At 64.9% G+C, this 21,521-nt stretch carries 22 protein-coding genes and 1 pseudogene; 3 read left to right on the top strand and 20 right to left on the bottom strand.

Annotated elements, in window-relative coordinates:
* Positions 1-2 precede the first annotated feature (2 nt).
* The 13 genes from flgB to ACUDP5_RS17240 all read right to left on the bottom strand — a co-directional run bounded on the left by flgB (position 3) and on the right by ACUDP5_RS17240 (position 11,485).
* Positions 3-380, bottom strand: coding sequence for a flagellar basal body rod protein FlgB (gene flgB, locus ACUDP5_RS17180; protein ID WP_263914006.1), 378 nt, complete (start codon positions 378-380; stop codon positions 3-5).
* 20 nt (positions 381-400) lie between these two features.
* Complete coding sequence (locus ACUDP5_RS17185; RefSeq protein WP_445656696.1) at positions 401-1,516, bottom strand: flagellar basal body P-ring protein FlgI; 1,116 nt, start codon at positions 1,514-1,516, stop codon at positions 401-403.
* Between the two features lie 23 nt (positions 1,517-1,539).
* Positions 1,540-2,145 (bottom strand): flagellar basal body L-ring protein FlgH, encoded by a 606-nt coding sequence (locus ACUDP5_RS17190; protein ID WP_263914008.1) that lies wholly within the window; start codon positions 2,143-2,145, stop codon positions 1,540-1,542.
* Entirely contained in the window at positions 2,142-3,104 is a 963-nt protein-coding gene (gene flgA, locus ACUDP5_RS17195; protein ID WP_445656697.1) for a flagellar basal body P-ring formation chaperone FlgA, read from the bottom strand. Before flgA ends, ACUDP5_RS17190 begins: the two co-directional genes overlap by 4 nt.
* A gap of 8 nt (positions 3,105-3,112) precedes the next feature.
* Complete coding sequence (flgG, locus tag ACUDP5_RS17200) at positions 3,113-3,895, bottom strand: flagellar basal-body rod protein FlgG (RefSeq protein ID WP_445656698.1); 783 nt, start codon at positions 3,893-3,895, stop codon at positions 3,113-3,115.
* 11 nt (positions 3,896-3,906) lie between these two features.
* Complete coding sequence (locus ACUDP5_RS17205; protein WP_263914011.1) at positions 3,907-4,635, bottom strand: flagellar hook-basal body protein; 729 nt, start codon at positions 4,633-4,635, stop codon at positions 3,907-3,909.
* A 17-nt stretch (positions 4,636-4,652) separates the two neighbouring features.
* Positions 4,653-6,731 (bottom strand): flagellar biosynthesis protein FlhA, encoded by a 2,079-nt coding sequence (locus tag ACUDP5_RS17210; protein WP_445656699.1) that lies wholly within the window; start codon positions 6,729-6,731, stop codon positions 4,653-4,655.
* Positions 6,728-7,807 carry an EscU/YscU/HrcU family type III secretion system export apparatus switch protein gene (locus tag ACUDP5_RS17215; RefSeq protein WP_445656700.1) on the bottom strand — a complete coding sequence of 360 codons (1,080 nt, stop codon included), beginning with the start codon at positions 7,805-7,807 and terminating at the stop codon, positions 6,728-6,730. Before ACUDP5_RS17215 ends, ACUDP5_RS17210 begins: the two co-directional genes overlap by 4 nt.
* On the bottom strand, positions 7,807-8,571 hold the full coding sequence (locus ACUDP5_RS17220; RefSeq protein WP_263914014.1) for a flagellar biosynthetic protein FliR: 765 nt from the start codon (positions 8,569-8,571) through the stop codon (positions 7,807-7,809). Before ACUDP5_RS17220 ends, ACUDP5_RS17215 begins: the two co-directional genes overlap by 1 nt.
* 7 nt (positions 8,572-8,578) lie before the next feature.
* A complete protein-coding gene (gene fliQ, locus ACUDP5_RS17225; protein ID WP_025136168.1) occupies positions 8,579-8,845 on the bottom strand; it encodes a flagellar biosynthesis protein FliQ in 267 nt (88 codons plus the stop codon).
* The gene (locus ACUDP5_RS17230) at positions 8,835-9,842 is read right to left on the bottom strand and encodes a hypothetical protein (RefSeq protein ID WP_263914015.1); all 1,008 of its coding nucleotides are present in this window, start codon (positions 9,840-9,842) and stop codon (positions 8,835-8,837) included. The genes fliQ and ACUDP5_RS17230 overlap by 11 nt, the downstream gene beginning before the upstream one ends.
* 164 nt (positions 9,843-10,006) lie before the next feature.
* Entirely contained in the window at positions 10,007-10,639 is a 633-nt protein-coding gene (locus ACUDP5_RS17235; RefSeq protein ID WP_445656701.1) for a putative 2OG-Fe(II) oxygenase, read from the bottom strand.
* A 198-nt stretch (positions 10,640-10,837) separates the two neighbouring features.
* A complete protein-coding gene (locus ACUDP5_RS17240; protein WP_263914017.1) occupies positions 10,838-11,485 on the bottom strand; it encodes a TetR/AcrR family transcriptional regulator in 648 nt (215 codons plus the stop codon).
* Between the two features lie 78 nt (positions 11,486-11,563).
* On the opposite strand from ACUDP5_RS17240, the gene ACUDP5_RS17245 reads away from it, so the two are divergent.
* Together ACUDP5_RS17245 and ACUDP5_RS17250 are read left to right on the top strand one after the other, a co-directional pair.
* Positions 11,564-12,688: an MBL fold metallo-hydrolase gene (locus ACUDP5_RS17245; protein WP_445656702.1), complete on the top strand. Its 1,125-nt coding sequence runs from the start codon at positions 11,564-11,566 to the stop codon at positions 12,686-12,688.
* 123 nt (positions 12,689-12,811) lie between these two features.
* Positions 12,812-14,293: an FAD-dependent monooxygenase gene (locus ACUDP5_RS17250; RefSeq protein ID WP_445656703.1), complete on the top strand. Its 1,482-nt coding sequence runs from the start codon at positions 12,812-12,814 to the stop codon at positions 14,291-14,293.
* 15 nt (positions 14,294-14,308) lie between these two features.
* On the opposite strand, the gene ACUDP5_RS17255 is transcribed toward ACUDP5_RS17250, so the two are convergent.
* Together ACUDP5_RS17255 and ACUDP5_RS17260 are read right to left on the bottom strand one after the other, a co-directional pair.
* Positions 14,309-15,370, bottom strand: coding sequence for a hypothetical protein (locus tag ACUDP5_RS17255; RefSeq protein WP_445656704.1), 1,062 nt, complete (start codon positions 15,368-15,370; stop codon positions 14,309-14,311).
* Positions 15,371-15,481: 111 nt separating this feature from the next.
* Positions 15,482-16,333 carry an SDR family oxidoreductase gene (locus ACUDP5_RS17260; RefSeq protein ID WP_263914029.1) on the bottom strand — a complete coding sequence of 284 codons (852 nt, stop codon included), beginning with the start codon at positions 16,331-16,333 and terminating at the stop codon, positions 15,482-15,484.
* 170 nt (positions 16,334-16,503) lie between these two features.
* Here ACUDP5_RS17260 and ACUDP5_RS17265 point away from each other — a divergent pair, with 170 nt between their 5' ends.
* Positions 16,504-17,490: an AraC family transcriptional regulator gene (locus ACUDP5_RS17265; RefSeq protein ID WP_445656705.1), complete on the top strand. Its 987-nt coding sequence runs from the start codon at positions 16,504-16,506 to the stop codon at positions 17,488-17,490.
* 12 nt (positions 17,491-17,502) lie between these two features.
* On the opposite strand, the gene ACUDP5_RS17270 is transcribed toward ACUDP5_RS17265, so the two are convergent.
* The 5 genes and pseudogenes from ACUDP5_RS17270 to ACUDP5_RS17290 all read right to left on the bottom strand — a co-directional run bounded on the left by ACUDP5_RS17270 (position 17,503) and on the right by ACUDP5_RS17290 (position 21,463).
* On the bottom strand, positions 17,503-17,853 hold the full coding sequence (locus ACUDP5_RS17270; protein ID WP_025136157.1) for a VOC family protein: 351 nt from the start codon (positions 17,851-17,853) through the stop codon (positions 17,503-17,505).
* Between the two features lie 8 nt (positions 17,854-17,861).
* Positions 17,862-18,890: a MerR family transcriptional regulator gene (locus tag ACUDP5_RS17275; RefSeq protein ID WP_263914141.1), complete on the bottom strand. Its 1,029-nt coding sequence runs from the start codon at positions 18,888-18,890 to the stop codon at positions 17,862-17,864.
* Between the two features lie 112 nt (positions 18,891-19,002).
* Positions 19,003-20,145, bottom strand: a complete 1,143-nt coding sequence (locus ACUDP5_RS17280) for a DUF3883 domain-containing protein (protein WP_445656706.1) — start codon at positions 20,143-20,145, stop codon at positions 19,003-19,005.
* Between the two features lie 129 nt (positions 20,146-20,274).
* Complete coding sequence (locus ACUDP5_RS17285) at positions 20,275-20,685, bottom strand: GlcG/HbpS family heme-binding protein (protein ID WP_445656707.1); 411 nt, start codon at positions 20,683-20,685, stop codon at positions 20,275-20,277.
* A pseudogene (locus ACUDP5_RS17290) lies at positions 20,678-21,463 on the bottom strand (SDR family oxidoreductase). The gene ACUDP5_RS17285 and the pseudogene ACUDP5_RS17290 overlap by 8 nt, the downstream one beginning before the upstream one ends.
* Between the last annotated feature and the right edge of the window lie 58 nt (positions 21,464-21,521).

Genomic DNA, 21,521 nt, shown 5'->3' on the forward strand with positions numbered 1-21,521 from the left:
GCTCAGCGCCTCCCGTCGTTCAAGGCAGACTCGACCAGCGCGTACTGTCCATTGAGCGACTTGACCAGCGCCTGATAGTGCAAGGCATTGCGGGCCAGGCCGGCCACTTCCTGGTCGATGGCCACGCCATTGGCGCCGTAAGGCACGTTCGACACGCGGCTCTCGACCGCCAGGCGCGGCGTGGCCAGGTCCTGCCGGGCAATCCGTCCGTTGCGATCCAGCGCGGCGGCGGCCGACGGCATCAGTTCCTCGAACTGGACCCGCGCCGGGGCATAGCCCGCGGTATTGACGTTGGCGATATTGGCCGCGCCGGCCTGCTGACGCAGGCTGGCGGCATCCAGGGCAGCGCCCAGGACTGCGAGCGTAACGGGATCAATCATGGCGTGATGGGCTCATTGGGTTACTGGATGATGAGATCGGCATGCAGCGCGCCGGCCGTCTTGATGGCGCGCAGGATGGAAATGATGTCGCGCGTACTGGTCCGGATCTTGGTCAGCGCCTGGACCAGGTCGGCCACCGTGCTGCCCTCGGACATGACGAAAGCGCTGGCCTCGCCATCGCGCACGTCGATGCTGGAGTTGGAGACGACTTCGGTGCGGATGCCGCCGCCATCGCCCTGGCGCACGAAGATGGGTTGCGACACCTGGTTGTCCGTCACGATGGAAATGCGCAGATCGCCGTGCGAAATCGCCACCTTGGACAACCGCACGTTGCCGCCGGACACCACCGTGCCGGTGCGTTCGTCCAGGATCACCTTGGCGCGCTGGTCAGGCGTGATCGACAGCGCTTCGATACGCGACACGAATGCCACCAGATCGTCGCGTTCGAATTCCGGCACCCGGATATCCACTCCCGCGGCGTCGCGCGCCTTGGCCAGCGGCCGGCCCAGCGCGCGGTTGATCTCGGCGGCAACCCTGCCAGCCGTGGTGTAGTCGGGGTTGGCCAACAGGAAGGTCATGGTGCCCTCTTCCGTCAGCATCTGGGCATTCACGCCCACTTCCACCATCGCGCCGCCTGGAATCGAACCCGCCGTCGGGTGGTTCTTCTGCACCACGTTGCCGTTCATGTCATAGCGATAGCCGCCTACCGACAACGACCCTTGGGCCAGCGCGTAGATCTTGCCGTTGGGAGCCTTCAGCGCCGTCACCAGCAGATTGCCGCCCACCAGGCTGCGAGCGTCGCCGGCCGACGTCACCACCACATCGATGGCATCGCCCGGCCGGGCGAAAGGCGGCAACATGGCGCTGACCATCACCACCGCCACGTTGCGGCTTTGCACCTGATCCGGCGCCACGGTCAGGTCGAACTGCGAATACACGTTCGCCATCGCCTGTCGCGTGGTCTTGTTCGACGGTGAATCGCCCGTGCCGGCCAGGCCAGCCACGATGCCGTAACCCACCAACGAGTTCTCGCGCCAACCCTTGAGCTTGCCCAGGTCTTTGATGCGTACCACCTCGGTATCGGTCGCGCGCGCCGCCACGGCACCGTGCGACGCCGCCAGCATCCCTGCCATCATCAGAACCACGATCCACGCGCGCATCAGAAGCCCAGCCAATTGAGAAAACGGTTCCACCAGGCGGGACGCTGCCGACCGGCCAGCTCGCCTTCGCCCATGTATATGATTTCGGCTTCCGCAAGACGCGTGGACAGGACGACGTTGCCCGGTGAAATGTCCTGCGGCCGCACCCTGCCCTTGACATGAATCTTCTGCTGCTCGTCGTTCACGGTCAGTAATTGATCGCCTTTGACGTACAGGTCGCCGTTGGGCGCGATATTCACCACGTTCACGGACATCTGCGCCAGCAAGCGGCCCGAGCGCTGCGTCTTGCCGCCGCCCTCGAAATCGTTGTCGATCTCAAACCCGCCGGCGGTCGTCGGCCGGCGCGACAGGCGGAATTCCGCATCGATGCTGGATTTGCGGCCCGTCGAGGTGTCGGCCGAACTGGTTGCCGACGACGTTTCGACCACCTGGATGGTCAGCACGTCGCCGATCCGGGCGGCCTTGCGGTCCGTGCCCAGGGACCGGTACAGCGCCGGGTCGTAGAGGCTTTCGGCCTGCGCTGCTCCCCAGCCCGATGCCAGCACGAGCGCCAAGGCCATGGCGCGTACGCACGCCACCCGCACCCAGACAGCGTTCAACTTCATTGCACTACCTCCACCAGTCCGCCGCGTATCACGCGTGCCTGTATCGTGTCCGTCGCGTTGGCCGGCAGCACCCGCAGCGTGCGGTTGGCCCAGCCATCCTGCATCGCCTGTGCCGTGGTCTCGATGGTCACGGTGCCGGCACGAACGCGCAGCGCCACCTGATCGCCTCGCTCCACGTCCGGCAAGGCGTCCAGTTGCGACCGCATCAACACGGCTCCCGCGGCGACGGCCTGGCGGGTCCGAACCGCACCCAACGGCTCATCGGCCGGCCAGTACCCACCGGCCAAGGCCGCGACGTCGCGCTGTTCCACCGTGACATCAGCCATTGATACCGATGCCCCCACTGGCAGCCCCGCTTTCACCCGCAGTACCGGTGCCATGGCCCGTACCTTCAGCGCCACCGGCACCGCCCGGTACAGCCGGCCCTGTTGCCAAAGCTCGACCCATACAACCAGACGTGACGCCAGGGTGTCGCTCACTGCCACGGGGCGGGCCCGCAGCTCGAAAGCGCCTGCCGCCACCAGATCCGGCAAGGGGCTACCCGCCGCATCCACGGAAAAATCGTCAAAGCGCGCCTGCAAGGCTTTGCGTGCCGCGTCTTGCGCCACCCGCAGCACCGCCTCCGCATCCAGCGCCGCCGTCTTGCGCGTGACTCGCACCGATGTGTTGCCACGCCACTGCACCGATCCCAACTCTTGCGCAGCCGTATCGATCCAGCGCTGCAACTCCGCGCGGTCGATCTCACGCGTTGCGCCTGCGGGCGGAACGATACCGATGGCCAGTCCCGCCAACGCGGGCAACCGTTCGGCGGGGGCCTCGATACGCGCCACATCGCCCAACGTCAGGACCGCCGCTGGCACCTTTACCGCCGCGCGCAGGAACAGCACCGCAGTCTCGTCCTGCGGCACCGCTACGGCCAGGCACGGCCACAGCATCGACAGCAACAGCAGCTTGCGCACGTTTTCGCCTAGCGCCGCAGGTTGTTGACGAGACCGAGCATGTCGTCCGAAGCCTGCACCACCTTGGCGTTGGCCTCGTAAGCGCGCTGTGCCACCATCAAATTGACGATTTCCTCGTTCAGCTGCACATTGGAAGATTCCAAAAAGCCCTGCGCATACAGGCCCAGGCCGTCCTCACCCGGACGACCCTGCACCGGCTCGCCAGAGCGCTCGGTCGCCTGATACAGGCCATCGCCCAACGAATTCAAGTCTTCCGGCGCGTTAAAGCGCGCCAGTTCCAGCTTGCCCAGCTCGTCGGCATCGCGGCCGCCATTGCGCCACGCCGTGACGCGGCCATCGGGCGCGATGGTCAGCTTCTCGGTGTCCGCCGGCACGGAGATCGAGGCTTTCAGAGGCAGGCCCGAGAGCGTCGACAGCATGCCGTCCTGATCGATCTTCAACGTGCCGCCTCGGGTGTAGGCAATGCTGCCGTCCGGCATGCTGACCTCCAGCAGGCCGTCGCCGCGAATGGCCAGGTCCAGCGGCTTGCCGGTCTGCTTGATTTCGCCGGTGGTGAAAGACTTGGCGTTGCGCGCAATCGCAACCCCCAGGCCCATATTGGCGGCGGGGTCCGCACCCAACACGCCAGCCGGCTGGCCGCCGGTGGCCGCGCGCGTCATCAAGTCTTCGAACACCACATACGATTTCTTGTAGCCAGTGGTATTCATGTTGGCCAGGTTCTGGGCCACGACGTCCACGCCGGTCTGCTGCGCATGCATGCCCGTCGCGCCGATGTAGAGGGAATCGATCATTCGGTTTCTCCTTAGAATTCGCCCAATTTCTGGACGGCTCGGCCGGTCATCTCGTCGATGAACTGCGCGCTTTTTTGCAGGCTTTCAAAGTGGCGCATGACGTCGATCATGCCGACCATCTCGCGCGCCGGATCCACGTTCGAGCCTTCCTGATAGCCTTGCAGCACCGACGATTCGCCTTCGCGCGCCGGTTGTGCACGGCCTTGCGACGCCGCGTAGACGCCCCCGCCCAGGCGCGTCAGGCCTTGCGGATCGGTGAACGACGCCAGGCTCAGCTTGTCGACAAAGCGGCCCTGGTCGTAGACGTTGCCCATCGGGTCGATCCGCGGCGCCGTGGACGTCAACCTGATCTCGCCGCCCTGCCCCATGACAAGGTCTCCGCCCGCCGTGGCCAGGCGACCCTGGCTATCCACGTGCAGCGAACCCTGGCGTCCATACAGTGTCTTGCCATCGCGCGACAGCTCGATAAAGGCGGTTTCGCCGGTAAGCGCCACGTCCAGCGGACGCCCGGTGTAACGCACCGCCCCGGGTCGCATGTCGGAATAGGTGGCCGATGGCGACGGCGTGCCGGCGCCGGCGCTGCGCCGCTCCAGCGCGTCCATCTGCGTTTCGAAAGCCGCGCCATTCACCAGTTCACGCTTGTAGGCCGGTGTACGGACATTGGCCAGGTTCACGGCGATGGCGGTCAGGCGGTCCTGGTCCACGCCCATGCCCTGTCCGATCAGATTCATTATTTCCATGGTTCACTCCTTCTGGTTCAGGCGCGGTTCGCGGCTTCCTGCAGTGCTGCAACGGACACCGCCGAGAACGCTTTCAGATCGATGCTGCCGGGAATCTCGGCCATGGACAGCACCCGCAGATGCGGCAGCACCCGTTCGGTCAGCATGCGCAGATGGCGGCGCAGGTCCGGCGAGCACAGCAGCACCGGCAGCAGGTTGGCCTTCATCATGGCTTCCGCCTGCTGCACCAGGCTGCCGATCAACTGGTCCGCCACGCGTGGCTCGATCGCCAGGCGGCCGCCCGTTTCGGCGGTGTGGCGCAAGGAATTGCCGATGTGCGCTTCGGTCAGCGGGTCCAGCGTGATGACGTGCAAGGTACTCGTATCGCCCGACAACGAGCGACAGATCGCCTGCCCCAACCGCTGGCGCACCTGCTCGGCCAGAAAGCCAGGGTCGCGCTGGTTGCGTCCCGCATCGGCCAGGACCTCCAGGATTGCCTCCAGATTGCGAATGCTGACCTTCTCGCGCACCAACGCCTGCAGCACCTTTTGCACTTCGGTCATGGACAGGATTCCGGGCGTCAGTTCCTCCACCAGCCCGGGCTGCGCCTGGCGTACGCGCTCCAGCAGCCGATCGGTCTCGGCACGCGTCAACAGATTGGCGGACTCGCGCCGCAGCACCTCGGTCAGGTGGGTCATCAACACGGTCAGGCCGTCGATCAGCGTGTAGCGGCCCTGCTGCGCATTGGCCTTTTCGGATTCCTCGATCCACACGGCGGGCAGGCCGTACGTCGGATCCCGCGTCTCGATGCCCCGCACGGTCTTGGTCACGCCAGCCGGATGGATCGCCAGCCAGCGATCCGCCATCGCCTGGCCCTTGCCTGCTGGCACCCCGTAGACCACGATCTCGTAGTCGTCCGGCCCCAACCGGGTGCTGGCGCGCACCTTGACCGTGGGAATGACCATGCCCATTTCCTGCACATACTGATTGCGGAATGCGGCGATGCGGTCGGCAAAGCCGCTGTGGTCCATCACCGACGGCAGCAAGTGCGCGCCCGCCTGGATCTCGACGGCTTCGACCTTCAAGGCGTCGTAGGGGTCACCGGCCGCGGCCGCCGCCGGCAACGCGTCCTGGGCGGGACTTTCCGCGGCGCTCTTGGCCCGGGCCGCCCGATGCGCCGCCCAGCCCAGCGCCAGCACCGTCACCGCCAGCAGGAAGGCCGGCAGCGCCGGAATGCCTGGCAACGCCATCAGCGCGAACAGGGCCGCGCACACCAGGAACAGCGTCTTGGGAAAAAGCGTGATCTGGCGCGCCACCTCCTGGCTGAAATTGCCATCGGATGCCGAGCGCGTCACGATGATGCCGGTCGCCACCGCGATCACCAGCGCCGGCACCTGCGTCACGATGCCATCGCCGATCGTCAGCAAGGTATAGATGCGGATCGCCTCGCTCCAGGGGATACCCAGCTGCATCACCCCGATCACCAGGCCGCCGATGATATTGATGGCCATGATGAGGATGCCGGCAATCGCATCGCCCTTGACGAACTTGGAAGCCCCGTCCATGGCGCCATAGAAGGCGGCTTCTTTTTCCAGCGTCTTGCGGCGCACCTGCGCCTGTTCCTGGGTGATGAAACCCATGTTCAGGTCCGCATCGATACTCATCTGCTGGCCGGGCATGCTGTCCAGCGTGAAGCGCGCCGCCACCTCGGACACGCGCTGCGCGCCGCTGGTCACCACCACGAACTGCACCACGATCAGGATCAGGAACACGATCAGCCCGATCACGTAATTGCCGCCCACCACGTAGCCGCCGATCGCCGAAATCACGCTGCCGGCGTTCGCCTCCGACAGGATCAGGCGCGTAGCGGCCACGTTCAACGACAGACGGAACAGCGTGGCAATCAGCAGCAGCGACGGAAACGTCGAAAACTCCACCGGCCGCGTCATGTAGAACGTCAGCAGCAGGATCAGGAAGGCGAAGCTGAAATTGGCCAGGATCAGGAAATCCAGCGCCGCCGGTGGAATCGGCATGAACAGGACGATCAGCACGCCCATCACCACCAGGACCATCACGATGTCCCGGTTGCTCGCCAGCCATTGCGACAGCCGGTTCATGCCGCCCCCCCGAGCGCATTGCGCGCATTGCGCTGGGCAATCAGCCAGACCATGATGCGCGCCACGTCGGCGTACAGCGCGGTCGGAATCACCTGGCCCATGTCGCCCTGGAAGAAAAGCGCGCGCGCCAGCGCGGGGCTGCGTACCACCGTCACACCATACCGGGCGGCCTCGGCCCGCATGCGTGCGGCCAGCCTGCCGGCGCCCTTGGCCAGCATCACGGGCGCGGCCATCTCGCCACGCTTGTATTGCAGCGCCACGGCGATATGGGTGGGATTGACGATCAGCACATCGGCTTGGCCCACCTGGCGCACGGACGCCGCCTTTTGCAGCATCTCGATCCGCAGCCCGCGCAGGCGCGAGCGCACGCGCGGATCGCCTTCGCGGTTCTTGACCTCATCTTTCACGTCGCGCTTGCTCATGCGCATCTTGCGCTTGAACTCGAAACGCGTGTAACCCAGGTCCATCAGCGCCAACAGCAAGGCTGCGAACGCCAGCTTCAAAGCCATTGACGTCAGCATTTCCAGCAGCTGCCTCAAGGCAACAAAGGGCGTGCGCTCGCCCAACAGGTAGATCATCGACCGCAAATCCTTGATCACCAGGTACAGCACCCACGCCAGCACGGTGACCTTGAGCACGCTCTTGACGGCGTCATACACCGTGCGTAGCGAGAACAGCCGTTTCAGGCCACTGGCCGGATTGATGCGGTTCAGATCCGGCTTGAGCGGAAATCCGCTCCATACCGGCCCTGTCTGCGCCACGTTGGCGATCAGGGCGGCAGCGCCCACCGTCAGCGCGAACGGCGCAACGATATGCAACGCATCCGCCCCCACGCGACCGATCAATGACACCACCGACGCTGCCGAAACATGCATGCCCAGGCCATGGATGAGGGCCGCGCGCGCCAAAGCCGCCAGCGCTTGCACGGCCTCCCAGGCCCACGCATACATCGCCGCCGCGGCCGTCAGCATGGCGACTGCGCCCGTCAGGTCGGGACTGCGCGCCACCGAGCCGCGGTTGCGGGCTTGCTGCAGCTTGAACGGGGTGGCGGCTTCGCTCTTGTCGAATTCCTGCATCAGCGCACCGCCCCGTTCCAGACATCCGACGTCAGGCCGAAAATGCGCGACAGGCCCGACGGCATGAAGCGCGCCCAGGCGGCCAGCGCCGCCAGGCCCACCACGATCTTGATCGGCAGCGCAATCACGAACACGTTCATCTGCGGCAGCCCACGCGCCAGGATGCCTAGCCCCAGTTCGACCAGCAGCAACAGCGCCGCAACGGGTGCGATCAACATGAAACCCAGCCCGTAGACGTTGCCCCAGGCCGCGATCACCGCGCGCACGTTCACGTCCTGCGGTGAAAACCCGCCAACAGGAACCACCGTCAATGTGTAGGCCAGCCCCCGAAGCAAGGCATGGTGGCCGTCGAGCAGAAAGAACACGATGACGCCGGTGTACAGGAACACCGACGTCATGATCGGCACCTGCGCGCGGCTGACCGGATCGAACACCTGGCCGATGCCGAAGCCGATCTGGATGTCCAGCGCACGCCCGGCAAAGGCAATCGCCGAAAAGGCGCAGAAGATGCCGCAAGCCAGCAGCAAGCCGAAAGAGAATTCCAGCGCCGCGGCCTGGATGAAGCCACCCAGGTCGGTCGGCACCGGCTGGCCGGTCCGTGGCAAGGCCATGGCCAGCGTCATGGACAGCATGGCCACCAACAGGACGCGGGCGGTCGCCGGAATGGGAAACTGCGTGAAGACGGGCGTAAACGCCAGCATCGCTGCGATGCGGATCGACACGAGGGCGGCCGTCGCCAGGACAGGAATATCAATGGCAAGCATGGCGCTCTCAGCGAAGTCCCGGCACATCCCGCAACAGCGTGGTCGCGTATTGCATCAGGGTGCGCAGCATCCAGGGGCCGAAGATCACCATGGCAACCACGGCCGCGACGATCTTGGGAATGAAGGTCAGCGACATCTCCTGCACCTGGGTCACCACCTGCAGGATGCTGATGGCCACGCCCACCGCCAGCGTCAGCAGCAGCACGGGTGCGCAGATCATCAACCCGGTCCAGAACAGGTCGCTCATCAGCTGAATCGCCAGATCAGGCCGCATGTGTGCTCCCGATCTCCAGCGCCGGCTCTGCCCCCGCGGGCTCGTCTGCGAAGACCGACGCCAGCATCAACGGGTACACGTTGGGGTGGATCATGGGGTGGCTGTTCATTTCCAGCAGCCACACCCTGTCGTCGCCATCGATCACGGCGTCCAGCGTGAACACCGAATTGCGCCGCAGCGGCTCGTCGATGCCGCGGTAGAGCAACGGACCGGCATAACAGAACTGCGCGGCGATCTCGGTCGACACCGCGTCCCAGACATCGCGATTCTTGAGCGTGACGCGATCGTGCGGCGTCAGGTAGCGAAAGTCCAACATCACTTCCACACCCTCCGGCACCACGGAATCCAGGTGATAGCCCTGCCACGCCAGGATCTGCACGGACGCGTCCAGATCCATCACCAGGTCGAAATTGCCGCGCGGCTGCGTAGCGATCTCGCGCAGCGTGCGCCGGCCATCACCGACGATCTGCGGCGGCGTCAGCACTTCCAGCGCTGCCGGCTCGCCATTCCAGAACCAGGCCTTGGCGCTGCGGCCACGAATGAACTGTTCGCAGAACTCGCCCGACTCCAGCGCCAGTCCGCCCACCGGCGGCGCCAGCGGGCCGAACGGACCGCGTATGCCCACGCCGAACGAGCTGATCGCCGGCTTGACGATGTAGTCCGGCACCAGTTCGGGCCCGTCGGTCCAGCTGGCCGTGACACGCAGGCCGTTGGCCAAGGCGTAATCCTTGAACAGTGTCTTGTCCGTGGACAGGCCCCAGGACTTCACCGGATACGGCATCCAGCCGATGAAATCGCCATCCCCGGCAAACGGGCGCTGATACATCGTGCGCCCCTCGTGCTGGCGCACGAAGCGCGGATACAGCACGACCGTGCGGCCGCCGTGGCGCAACGTCATTTCGAACGTCAACGGGTCCAACGAGGCGTCCGCGCCATGTGCAAGCGCCCATTCGCGGATGGGATGCAGATGCTTGATGGGACGGAACAGGAAGTACATGTAAAACCCGGAGCAAACGGCGACTGCGGCGTATCAGCGCGAATTCTTGGAGGCTTGAAGGCGCTGCGCACCCTTCTCAAGACGAAACCTATATTTGCAGAACATGTATGTTGTAACTATCAAAGAGCGCAAAGATCCTGACGGAACATTGCGTTCAGCCTTAACTACTGCGGTCTTTCGTACTTGACGCTGCCTGCAATCACGCGCCTTGTTACATTGTCGGTATTGGGCGTGGTGTAGTGCATGAGATAGCGGGGGAACAGAATCAGGTCCCCTTCACGGGGCTGGATGATGTTCACCAGGGCGTGGCGGGGCACGACGAAACCGCCCCTGCCAACCGTGCCGCGGGGGTCCATCAGCACCAGTTGGCCGCTGCCGTCTCTTGGCATGGTCAGGTAATAGACAAAGGCCAGGTCCGAGCCTTCGTGATAATGCGCGTGCACGGCGTCCTTGGCCTGGCCCGACCGCTGCACGACGAACCACATGGTATGGTCGCGCCTGGCTTGACGCACCTGGTCGCCATAGACCTGCGCCGCATAGTCGTCGCACTCTGACAGGATCAGTTCCCGGATAGCTTTCAGTTGCGGATTGCGCGTGCGCTTGAATATGCCCGTGTCATAGCGGGTATAAAGCGTTTCCAGCGTGGCCGAGCGCTTTTCGTCGTTCAGCAAGCGGCTCTGGTTGCGTTCCGAGAACGCCTGCAGTGCGTCATGCAGACCCGCATCCACCTGACCGCTTTCGCGCAGGTTGTAATGCATGATCGGAGTGGGCCACAACCATTGGATTTCGCGGGACATGGATAAACCAGGCAAGCACACGCGGCGCGCCTTTCGCGCCGCTACATTCCTAAGTTATCCCCCCGGTCCGAAATCAGTTTAGGGGTCAAAATCAAATATTTTTTGAATATGAAAAAAAGGCGCCGAAGCGCCTGATCCAGTATTCCGAAAAGTTCGTTCGAGCATCCGGCCGCCTGCGTGACGCCAAATGCCACCGCCTCAGGGCTCGGCCTCGGGCCGCGCATAACACCCCAAGAACATCGCCACCGCCGAATCCGCCACCCGTTGCCGCTCGGCCAGCGCCAGCGGCGGCTGGCCCAGCGTCACTTGCGGCCAGAACGCAAAGCTTTTCACCAGCCCTTGCAGCTGGTGCCCGGCAAAATCCGCGTCCACCTTGGCCAGCCGGCCATCCGCTATGGCCGCCCGGATCCAGGCGGTTACCCCACTCTCTTTTTCCCCCATGCGGCACACGATCGCCTGCGCCCGTTCCGGGGAGTGAATGATCTCGGCCATTGCCACGCGCGCCAGGTCAATGAAACTCGCATCGCCCAGCAGCGCCAGTTTTTGCATCAGCAACTGGCGCAATTGCTGGTCCAGCGGCAGATCCGGCCGATAAGCCAGATCTTCGCTGTCGGCGCTGCTGTTCCACAGGTGCTCCAGCGTCAGCCCGAACAGTTCGTCTTTGCTGGGAAAGTGGTTGTAGACCGTGCGCTTGGACACACCGGCCGCCGCGGCGATGCGGTCCATGCTGGTGGCCTCGAAGCCCGCGCTGCGAAATTCCTCGACCGCCGCGCGCAGGATGGCCGCGCGCTTGCGGTCGGTCAGGCGTTGGGGAGGCTGGGGCTTGGAAGGTCGGGTCGTCGGCATATCGATAATTTTACACCGGTGAGTGTACTTTTCAGAAAAATAAAACTACACTGTACAGTGTAATTTTGGACACTACCGATGACGCGCACTTTCGCCGCTCTCCTGCTAGGACTTCTTGCCGTGACCGCCCTGACCAGCTTTGCCTTGTGCAGCCGCAACCCCAGCTATCCCGATTCTCCCCAACATCGCGAGGGCCGCTTCACCAACCCGTCGCCGCGCCCGTCCATGGGCTGGTGGAACGGCCTGAAATTGACGTGGGCTTTCCTGTTCGACAAGCCCACCGGCACCGTGCCCGACCAGCCGGTGCCGGTGCGCGCCCTGACCCGCGCCGACCTCGACGCCGCCCCCGACCGCAGCCTGTACCGCCTGGGCCATTCCACCATCCTCCTGAAACTGCGCGGCCGTTACTGGATCACCGACCCGGTGTTTTCCGATCGCGCATCGCCGGTGCAATGGGCCGGGCCGGCGCGCTTTCATGCGCCGCCCATCAGCATTGAAGAATTGCCGCCGCTGGCCGGCGTGATCCTGTCGCACAACCATTACGACCATCTCGACCACGCTGCCGTCCTGCAACTGGCCGGCAAGACGGGGCGTTTCATCACCCCGCTGGGCGTGGGCGACCAGCTGATCGCCTGGGGCATCGACCCCAAGCAGGTCGAACAGCTGGACTGGTGGCAATCCACCGTGGTCGACGACCTGCGCCTGACCGCCACCCCGGCCCAGCATTTCTCGGGCCGTGGCCTGACCGACAGCGACCGCAGCCTGTGGGCATCGTGGGTCATCCAGGACGAGGACCTGCGCGTATTCTTCAGCGGCGACTCCGGCTACTTCAACGGCTTCAAAGCCATCGGCGACGCGTACGGCCCGTTCGACCTGACCCTGATGGAAACCGGCGCCTACGACAAGCGCTGGGCCTTCGTGCACATGCAGCCCGAAGAAACCCTGCAGGCCCACCTGGACCTGCGTGGCCGCGTGCTGCTGCCGATACACAACGGCACCTTCGACCTGGCCATGCATGCCTGGCAGGAACCCTTCGAACGCATCAGCGCCTTGGCGGCGGCGCAAGGCGTGGCGCTGACCACCCCGGAAATGGGCGAACGCCTGGATCTTGCCGCCCCGCATGCAGGGTCGCCATGGTGGCGCAAACGGGTATCGCAGACGCCCCGCAAGCGAGCCGTTCAGGTCGCCGCCCAGGCGGACTGAATGGTCACGCCGCGACGGCGTACCGGAATGACCACGCGTGAATTGAAAATTTATCACTGATAAATTATAGTGCGGCTCAAGAGATACAACCCCGGGGCCCAACCCCGCTTGAGAGCCCACGGCATGACACACCCACGCATTGAAGCAGTTCCGGTCCTGATCGTCGGCGGCGGCATCGTCGGCTTGTCCGCCGCCCTGTTCCTGCAACGACATCGCGTCCCCTTCATCCTGGTCGAACGCAGCCAGACCGGTTCGCCCCTGCCGCGCGCCCGCGGCTTTTCGGCTAGGACGCTCGAGCTCTATCGCTCGGTCGGTCTGCAGGACGACATCGAAGCCGTCGCCAAGACCGCCTGGAAGCAAGGCAAATTCGGCGGCGCCCGGCGTGGCCGGTCAATGCGGGAAGCCGAATCGCTGCCGCTCGCGGACATCGCCAAGCTGCACGCACTGGCCGATCCGTCGCCATGCGAGCTGACCGCCTGCCCGCAGACGCTGGTCGAACCGGTGTTGCGCCAGGCCCTCCAAGCGCGTGGCGGCGACGTGCGTTTCGGCTGGGAATTGCTGCGTTTCGAACAACAGCCAGACGGCGTCACCGCAACGGTCCGCGATATCGCAGGCCACGCGGAACACAGCCTGCACGCCGACTACCTGTTCGCCGCGGACGGCGGCCGCAGCGACATCCGGCGGCGCCTGGGCATCGAGCGCCAGGGCATCGACGCCAACCGCCACTACCTGAACCTGTTCTTCGAAGCCGACCTGACCCGCCAGGTCGCCGACAGAACCTTCAGCCAGTGCGAGGTGCACAACGAGCGGGTCAGCGGCCTGTTCCTGGCGATGAACAACGCCACCCGCTGGTCGTTCCACCTGGCCTGCGACCCCGCGACGCAGCAGCCCGAGCAGTGGACCGACGACCACCTGACGCGTCTGGTGCAGGCCGCCATCGGCGCCGATATTGCCGTGACCCTGCTGCACCGGTCTCCGTGGAACACACGAGTCCGTGTCGCCGACCGTTACCGCGATGGACGCGTCTTCCTGATGGGTGACGCCGCGCATCTGATGCCGCCCTGGGGCGGCTTCAACGCCAACACCGGCATCGCCGATGCGCACAACCTGGCCTGGAAAATCGCCCACGTCCTGCAAGGCGTCGCCGCCCCCACCCTGCTGGATACCTACGACCGCGAACGCCGCCCGGTGGCCCGCCGCAACGGCGAACAGGCGTGGCTGCGCACCGACTTCGACGCCCGCTTCCAGATCCGCACGGACGACAACGCCGGTTTCTTTGACCGGCTGGTCGACTATGGCGAACTGCAGATGCGCACCCGCTACGGCGCCGACGACACGGTGCCGACCCTGCGCGCGCAACCTGGCACGCGCTTTCCGCACGCCTGGATAGAACATCTGGGGCAGCGCCGTTCGACGCTGGATCTATTTGGTGCAGGCTATGTGAACGTCGGCGGCGCTCGAGCACCCCGCCCTGCAACCGGGACCGCCTACCGGGTGGGGTCGGATTTTCGGTTCATCGACGACGGCGTCACGTGGCAATCGCTGACCGGACTGGCGGATGACGCTGCGCTGGCGATTCGTCCGGATGGCGTCGTGGACCTTTGACGACGCCCGGGCACCTCACGGCGCCGAGTCCGGCACGGCGCGATACACCGCTACCTGATCGGACCGAATCGATTCCTGCAAGGTATACGTAGACCCGCCATCGCCCCGCAGCTTCCACTGCTTGCTGGCTTTGGACGCATTGCCGTTGAAGGCCGCATCCGGCACCGCCTGGAAGCTGTCGTAGCGATACAAGGTGTACGGCACGCCGGGCTTCAGGCCGGACACCGTCACCGTCAAGGTCAGCGGCCGGGACGCGGGCCGGGCTCGGCCGCCTTCCGGCATCGCGGGTTGCTCGTCGTTGACGCTCGTCGACAAGCGCACCGGCAGCGTCTGCCCGTCGCGGTCAATGATCCCCGTGATCGCCAGGCCATGGTTGCCGGCGCCACGCGGCAAGGAATAAACCGCGCCGTCCGCTGCGTTGGCCTGCTGCCGCGTCGCCTGAAACGCCCCGAAGGCGTAGCGGTACAGATAATCCGGCTTACCCTCAGGCGACCACAATCCATGGTCGCTGAACGTCAACACCTCATCGGCGGCATAGGCCGCCGGTGTCGTCACAGGCCGCGTCGACGAGACGCCGATCACCGACACGATATGGTCGAACTGCGCATCGCCCGCGTCGTCGTCATCCGTATCCTCGAACAGGCGCAGGTTTTCATACACACCGATCAGGACGGGATGGCCCGACGCCACATGGGTCTTGACCCAGACCAGGAAGTCATTCGCGCTCGTCCCGGAACCGCCCTGCCACGGCACGGCCTGCAAGCGCATTTGCGCGGCCGCGTAGGCGTCATTGACGCCCAACAGCAACTGGCTGCCCTGCCTGGCCTGATCCCGATTGCGGCTGGCCAGCGCTCGGGCGTCGTACTGAGACACATACTGCCCGTAATACAGCCCTGCGCTGATCAATCCGACCTCGCCGCAATAACCGTAATTGGCCGTCCATTGCTGACGCGGCGGGATATCGTTGGCGTGGGTGTAAGAGCCCGCCTGGGCGGCGTGCGCCACAGGCCACGCCGCGAGCAATGCCCACTGCGCCAGGCGCGCGCCGTGCTTGAACAGGGTATGGAAACCGGACATGCCTATCGCCTTTCCTCATCGATGTGCGAGTGCTACCGGACCTCCGGTCGTCGCAGCCGTAGACGATACCCGAAGGCCGGGCGGGCCGGAGCGACACCGGCCCGCCCCCGTTCAGTTCGCGAAATCCGTCGCTTCGGACGCGCCTCTCCACCCCGTGAGATCGCGGCGGACCGCTTCCTGCTTCTCGTCGGCAAAGCCGTTGGCGAGCTTGCCCACGAACAGATGCACGGGCGGTTCGGCTACCGACGCAGCCTGCTGGATCAGCAACGCCACCTTTTCCGGGTCCCCGTCCTGCTTGCCGTCCAGCCCCTGATGCAGATCCAGCGAGGCTTGCGCCGCGGTGTAATCCGCAATCGACCGCTTGGCGATCACCAGGCTGTTGTTCGTCAGGAATTCCGTGCGCACCGGCCCCGGATACACCACTGTCGCCTTGATGCCCAATTCCGCCGCCTCGGCTGCCAGCGTCTCGGTCAGCCCGGCAAGCGCGAACTTGGTCGCCACGTAGCTACCCCAGCCCGCATAGCCACCCATGAAGCCGGCAATCGACGCCACGTTGAAGATATGTCCGCTGCGCTGCTGGCGCAGATGCGGCAGGCTGTGACGCAACACGTGCAGCGGCGCGAACACGTTGACCTCGAAATTGCGCCGCACTTCTTCGTCCGTCAGCGCCTCCACCGCCCCCTGCTGACCATAGCCGGCGTTGTTGACCACCACGTCGATGCGGCCAAACGTGGCCATGGTCTGCTCGATGGCCGCCTGCACGCTGGCTTCCGACACCAGATCGACTTCCAGCGCAAGCAGATTCGGGGTGTCGCTGCCCAGCGCCTTGTGCAGACTGTCCAACGTCCGCGACGTCGCCGCCACCTTGTCGCCGCGCGCCAGCAATTGGCGAGCCAGCGAGAGGCCGATGCCGCGAGCGGCGCCAGTAATGAACCACACGTTGTTGCCTTGATGATTTTGCATTTGCTGTGCTCCTGATGTGAGGGGATTGCAGGAACAGATGCTAGGCGCGCAGGCCCTGGTCGAATAGGCACACAGCTATCGGATGATTGCCTATTCCTAAACCCAAGACCCCACTCTTGCCCAATACCGGGCAAAATCATGCCTAAGACTCTTAGCCGGAGATTCACGCCATGGCGACTGCCACCACTGCCCAGCACCAGATGACCGCCCTGCTCGCCCAGTTGGCCCCGCAAGAGGGGTACACCCGGTCGCGGCTGGACGGCGTGCGCTTCATGCGCGCCAACCGGCCCGTGGGCCGCACCCCGGTGCTGTACGAACCCAGCATCGTCATCGTCTGCCAAGGCTCCAAGCGGGGCTACCTGGCCGACCGGGTCTACCACTACGATGCGCAGCACTATCTGGTGCTGTCCGTGCCGCTCCCCTTCTCCACCGAAACCGACGCCACCCCGCAAGAGCCGCTGCTGGCCGTGTCCGTGCGCCTGGACATGACCACCGTGGCAGACCTGGCGATCGAAGTCGACGGCGACGACAAGGAGCGGCAGGCGCAGCGCGCGCAACGGCCGGCGCCTGGCTCAAACGCGCAAGGCGCCCCCGCGCCCGAAGGCATCGTCTCGACACCGCTGGACGCTACCTTGGCCGACACCACCCTGCGCCTGTTGCGCGCCCTGTCTTCACCCATCGAAGCCCGGGTACTGGCGCCTGGCATCGTGCGCGAGCTGTGCTTTCGGGTGCTGCAAGGAGAGCAAGGCGGTGCGATCCGGGCCGCCCTGGCCAGCCAGGGCAACTTCGGCCGCATCTCGCGCGTCCTGCAAAGCATCCACAACGACTACGCGCGGCCGCTGGACGTCAGCCTGCTGGCGCGCGAAGCCGGCCTGAGCGTGCCCGCCTTCCACGCGCACTTCAAGGCCATCGCCCGCACCTCGCCCATCCAGTACATCAAGTCCGTCCGGCTGCACCAGGCCCGCCTGCTGATGATCCGCGACAACCTCACCGCCGCCGCCGCGTCCGCCCGCGTCGGCTACGAAAGCGCCTCGCAGTTCAACCGGGAATTCAAGCGGCAGTTCGGGCGCAGCCCGGGGGAAGAAGCGCGGGAAATGAAATTCGCGTTTGCGCTGTTGCCGGCGGCGCAGCTGGAAGCCGTGGCGTCGACGCATTGATCGCGGCGCACGCTATTCGTGCTGCAGAATATTGACCAATGTCCCCACGGGATCCCTGACATAGAACCGGCGCACGCCCCAGGGTTCGCTGACCGGGCCGTACTCGACGGCAACACCTGCCGCCTCGACCCGGCGCAGCGCCTCGGCAAGGTCATCCACCTCGATCGACAGCGCCGGCAGCGGCGTATCCGCGCCGCCCTGGCTGCCGACACTGAGCTGTACCGTCATCTTGGCCGACCCTGCGTACGTGCGGATCCAGCCATGGTCCATGGCCAGGTCCAAGCCGAGGATTTCCCGATAGAACCGGTCCACCACGGCAGGATCGGCGGCAGGGATATTGGCGATGATGCGCTTGACTTGCATGGGGCGTCCTATGGGTGGTCAGGTGAGTGTCGCGCGATGCGTTCCCGCACCTCAGGCGATGCCAGGCACATCGCCACAGCCTCGTAGCCTGGCGCGCCGGGATAGGGCGCGACGCGACGTGGCGGACTGTGATTGGCCGGGCAAAGCAGAATCGCCTCGTCCGGGCCGACTGCAGCAAGATCAAGAATAGCCGTAGAGCGCGTCATCAAGAACAGCGGCGGGCCCGCATGCCTGGCGCGATGTCGCAGATGCGCCATCAGGGCTTGCTGCGTGGCGTGGTCCAGCCCTTGCTCGACCATATCCACCACCCACACGTCGGGCCCGTCGGCCAGCAGGCTGCCCAGCAATGCCACCAGGGCGTCGGATCGCGTCGCCCCCTCGCCGATCAGCCACGCCAGCGCCTCATTGACGCGTGCCTGCAGCGCTGCGTCGGCCGCCAGTTGCGCCTTGGCAGCAGCGCATCCGTCGTCCAGGCGATTCAAGCCCAGGAATGCGGCATTGGGCAAGGCCTGGGCCAGGCGCTGCGCCAATCGGGTCTTGCCGCTACCCAACGAGCCGATCAGGTAATTCAAGGGCCGGACGTCCCGCAGTTCGAACCATTCTCCGCCCCACGGCCAGGGCAGCGCAAACGCCGCACGGATGTCTGCCGTCGGACCCAGCAAGCCGGCCAGCGCCGCGCCCGACGGCATCTGGCCTTGCGCCAGATCCGCCTGAATGCTCCGCACTTTATCCAATTTGCCCGCCAGCGCCTGGATGTCACCGGCAAGCGCCGCATCGTGCGCCGCCAACGCCGCTTGCAGGCTAGCCGGATCGCCATCCAGCACCCTGGCCACCTGCGCCAGGCTAAGCCCCAACCCGCGCAACGCCGCCACCTTCGCCGCACGCGCCATGTCTGCGGCGGCATACATTCGGTACCCCGCCTCGCTGCGGCCCGGGTTGACCAAGCCCTGGCGCTCATAAAGCCGCAACGCCTTGACCGACACGCCAAGTTGCCTGGCGGCCTCGGAAGCACTCATGCACGATTGAGAAGCACGCATACATCACCCTTTATGTTGACCAAGAGCCGTCAGCGTGAGGGTGGCCCCAGGGGTCGGGTCAAGCATCCGTTGTCCGCTCGACCTCGGTCAAGCGACATTCGGCGGCCGTGCGCTACCCGGCCACGCGCCGAAATGACGCCCGATAATCAATCGGTTCCAGGTGAAGCTGATCGTGCAGCCGGCCCTTCAGTATGTAAAGCTTGGGCGCTTCGCTGAACTGGAATACACGGTAAAGGTGAAATGCATCTTCCGCTTCCTCGGAGAATTCCAGTTCGTTGCGGCTGATGATGAATGACGACGCATGGCCACCGTTCGTGGTTTTGACCTCGATAAAGCGGTGCTGGCTGGGTGTTTCGTGCGACAGGATGTCGTAACCGATGCCATCGCCCAGCCGATCCGACACCCAGTCCAGCTGTTCGAAGAGTTCCGGATACCCGGCTTCGACAAGGCGGCGTTGCTCGAACCCGATCACCCAGTGTTCGCCGGCACGCCCCAACTTTCGGTTCGCTTCGTCGCGCTGCGCCCAGTTGGTTTTACGCGGCAACCTGAGCTTGGACGCACCCTTTTCCAGCTGCGCCACCGTCTCAAGGGCCGGCGGCTCCACCAACGACGCATGAAACGTCCGTTCGCCCGGCGTCTTGACTTCCTCGAGCGCGTCAACGACCTGTGAAACCAGGGCCGGCTGCGCTTGAATGAACCGCTGCACCCCCTGGCGCAGCAGCAATTGCGCATTGCCTCGAGGCTTGTAGCCACGAATGAACGGCAATTCCAGACCGTTCAAGATCGCGCTGATGTTCTGGTACTTCAGTTCCACCGACGCTTTGCTGCGGTTGCGCAATTGCGGACGCAGCTGCGCATTGAATTCCGACTTCACATAGCCCTGTTGCGCGGCTTCCAGCCGAAGCATCTCGAAGTACGACGCCACGGTCGCCTGCACCTCGTCCGCGGTCCAATCCTCGCCAATGGTCACGACGTCAAAATGCAGCTGTTGCAGCCGGGACACGACGGTCGCCTCGCCACCCGAAAAGTCCGTGGGTTTCAGCGGCCCCTCGTCGGGAAACTGATAGCCAAACGCCACGCCGACGATGGCCTTGGAATCGCACAACTGCCCGGTCTTGGCGTCGCGCACCAGATAGCTGCGCGACTTCGCGTACCCGTAACGCGACAGAAAGGCCGTTCGGCCAAGTTGCGCAAACTCGTCCAGTGCGCGTTGAACGGCGGCCGGGCTCTGCAAGCGGGACAGTTCCACTGCCATCAGGCCCCCACCCTATTGCCTGCCCGGCAATGCCTGCCGCAGGCGATGCATTCACGTTGTGGCATCGAAAGTATGACGACTAAGAATTTAGAAGTAACACTCGATGCTACAGCATCCTACTTTGCCGTATTACTCACGGCCGTGACCTGACGCCGCCCGCGCAATCGCCGCATCCTGCTCCGGCGTACCGCCGGACACCCCCAGCGCCCCCAGCAACGCCCCTTGCTCGTCAAACAGCGGTATCCCGCCGCCCATCAGCAACAGCCCACCTGCGTGCACATGATCAAAATGCGGCGCCGGCACGCCCACCTGCAACGGCGCATTCAGCGCTTCGCTGGGCATCCGGAACATCACCGATGCCCGGGCCTTGGCCAGCGCCAGTTCGTTCGATGCCAGCCACGCATCGTCCATGCGCGTAAACGTGACCAGGTTCGCGCCGCGATCCAGCACCGCGAACACCGCCTTCACCCCGGCCTGCTCGGCGGCCTGGCGGCCACGGGCCACCAGGCGATGCGCCTCGTCAATCGCGATGTCAGGCATTCTGTGACCACTCCGTGGCCTGCCACTGTTTGGCCACATCGATCGTCGCAAGCGGCCGCATGGTGCGATACAGGTGTTTCTCGGCGGGAATGATCTCGACCATCGCGTCGATCATTTCCTGCGGATCGGCCTGGTTCAGCAGGCTTGCGCTGAAGTCCGGCATCGGCACCACCGCCTTGTCGGCGTCGTACCACTGCACGAAGCTCTCTGCGCCCGTGTCGTTGAAACCCGTGCCAAAGACGCCGGGGTTCACGGTGGCGACCTTCACGCCATGGGGTTCCAACTCGGCCTTCATCGATCCGGCAATCGCTTCGATGGCGTGCTTCGTCGCGCAGTAGATGCCCAGAAACGGCACCACCAGAATGCCGCCCATCGACGACGTCCACACCACCTTCCCCGACCGGCGCGCCACCATCTTGGGCACGATGGCCTGCACCAGCTGCAAATGTCCGAACACATTGATGTCGAACGACTCACGGACCCGCTGCATCGGGATATCCGCAATCGAGCCGCCTTCCATCACGCCCGCGTTCAGCACCAACACGTCGGGATCAAAACGGCCGGCGTGCGCGATGTCGATGCTGTCGAGCAGGTTGAGCTTGATGACCTCCATGGCCACGCCCGCCTACGCGGCATCTGCCCGCAGGCTGCGCACCTGCGGCCAGGTTTCGGCGGTGGCCACGACCTGGTGGCCCTGACGCGCCAATTCAATTGCGGCGCCCCGGCCAAAACCCGAGCTGGCACCTGTAATCAAGATCTTCTGAAACATGGTTTGCATTCCTTCCGTACTGAGATGTGCACTGCTGCCAGCCAGTGTAGGAACACGCTACTATCAA

The sequence above is a fragment of the Achromobacter sp. NCFB-sbj8-Ac1-l genome (assembly GCF_052695805.1).